The organism is Streptomyces sp. NPDC054975 (assembly GCF_053609105.1).
This window is the reverse complement of sequence record NZ_JBSGWV010000108.1, coordinates 1-1,952: the sequence shown is the minus strand read 5'-3', so window position 1 is coordinate 1,952 and position 1,952 is coordinate 1. Positions and strand designations below refer to the sequence as shown.

2 protein-coding genes are annotated in these 1,952 nt (G+C 37.6%); both read left to right on the top strand.

Annotated features, from left to right (window positions below):
- The first annotated feature begins 739 nt into the window (after window positions 1–739).
- Window positions 740–913: a hypothetical protein gene (locus ACWF79_RS34740; RefSeq protein ID WP_375839303.1), complete on the top strand. Its 174-nt coding sequence runs from the start codon at window positions 740–742 to the stop codon at window positions 911–913.
- A 90-nt stretch (window positions 914–1,003) separates the two neighbouring features.
- On the top strand, window positions 1,004–1,912 hold the full coding sequence (locus ACWF79_RS34735) for a rolling circle replication-associated protein (RefSeq protein ID WP_375839305.1): 909 nt from the start codon (window positions 1,004–1,006) through the stop codon (window positions 1,910–1,912).
- Window positions 1,913–1,952 lie beyond the last annotated feature (40 nt).

Here is a 1,952-nt window from a genome sequence, read left to right as displayed (position 1 = left end):
CAATTTTGAAAACACAATTTCGTTTCTCCAGTATAACACAAAACGTGATTTTTGAAGCAAAACGGTTCCTCTTTATGGAGCCGTTTTTTTTATTTCCCGAAGGGTTATTTGTCAGAATGACAAACCGATTTCGAGCCGGCGAGAACCCATTGTCACACCACGATTTAGGGGGTGTGTATAAATGGGCACTCTCTGTGAAATTTGAAGCTTTGAAATTCCGAATGGCGCACTTATACACTCTGTCGAGTGAGTGCTAAAATGCTGAAGCATTTCCGTCAAGCGTGTGGAGGAATCTTGTAGAGAGATATAGCATAGATACCCGTATCTCTAGAGATATTTTGGTATATCCCTGCTATATCTATGGGGTATCTATGCTATATCTTTGGCTTCAAAAACGGCACCTGTTCTAAGAGCATAGAAACTCAACAGGCACAGCCTGTTTGACACCCTTTTTTTTAGGGTGGCACCGAGTTTCCTTATGCTCTTTTTCTCTGAAGCTAAACCTGTTTTATATGTCGTAGTCTTTTTATTGGGAGTGACCCCTTGCTGTACAATTTCCGGAGGTGCCGATAAGGGACGAATTTTCCCTTGTCGGTTGCCTTTGGGGATTGTAAGGGGTGGAGGCTCGGAATCAAAAGGAAACGAAATATCATTCCGAGTGTGCTTCTTTTTTCTGTTCTTGAATTCTATTATTTCCAATGTTAGAATTATGTTAACAACTTGTTAGGAGTGTGTTTGGATGGAAGAGAAAAAACAAATTGGACCTCGAATTACTGTTGAAACATTTAAAAAGCTAGAGTTATTAGCCGAACATTTTACAAAACACAATGAATTTGGAAGAGTTTCAAAAGATGCTGTAATTGAGTTTGCTATTAAGGAATTGTATAGGGACTATTTGGGAAAAGGACGCTAATTTTTGTTGAAAAACTGACTTCGGATTTGGGGTTCTTTATTATTAACTTGATTTTAATTAAACATTACAGGAAAAATTGAGGGGAAATGGATGGATAAACGCAATGGTGACGCGGTTTTCATAGCTCCAAATGATGTTGTAAAAGTGACCACTATGAATCACGTCATTGAAGTTCAGCATATGGAGAAGATGAACCGGAAAAATAATATCAAAAAATTGGACAAGGATAGGTTTGTAGACCTCTCTACTGGGGAGATCCGGGAGTTCGAGCATTCGGAAAATCGGCAGGAAAATTATAATTCTTTGAGACAAACCTTTAAGAAGCTGCGTTATTTGATAAATAACAATTTTATAGGACGGCCAAATGAATTACATATAACTTTGACATACAAGAAAAATATGACGGACACGAAAAAACTTTATAGTGATTTTCAAAATTTTATCGACAGGTTGCGTTATAAATACAAGAAAGAAAGTTCGATAGATTATTTATCGGTGGTAGAGCCACAAGGACGTGGAGCCTGGCATTGTCATGTTTTAATGCGCTTTAATGATTTGGATAAGATTTATATTAAAAATGCTGAATTAAGGAGTCTATGGGGTTTAGGATTTGTAACAATCAAGTCATTAAAGGATATAGACAACATAGGAGCCTATTTGAGCGCTTATTTGACTGATATAGACCTAGAAGATGTCCAAGACAGGGAAACAGCCTTAAAAGTGGCTTCAGAGGGCTGTGAGGTGCAAACAAAGATCGTAGAAGGTCGGGAAAAGAAATTTTTAAAAGGCGGACGGCTGCACATGTATCCTTCCGGAATGAATATGTATCGAAAATCAAAAGGGATTGTTAAGCCGGAACGGGAAGAAATGAAGTTCGGAGACATAAAAAAAGTAGTGGGTTCGGCAAAACCACACTACGAGAAAAGTTATCATGTCGAAAATGACAATTTTGAAAACACAATTTCGTTTCTCCAGTATAACACAAAACGTGATTTTTGAAGCAAAACGGTTCCTCTTTATGGAGCCGTTTTTTTTATTT

Bases quoted from the DNA above. Each gene is read 5' to 3' on its own strand.
- ACWF79_RS34740 (WP_375839303.1), top strand. From the start codon at position 740: ATGGAAGAGAAAAAACAAATTGGACCTCGAATTACTGTTGAAACATTT.
- ACWF79_RS34735 (WP_375839305.1), top strand. From the start codon at position 1,004: ATGGATAAACGCAATGGTGACGCGGTTTTCATAGCTCCAAATGATGTT.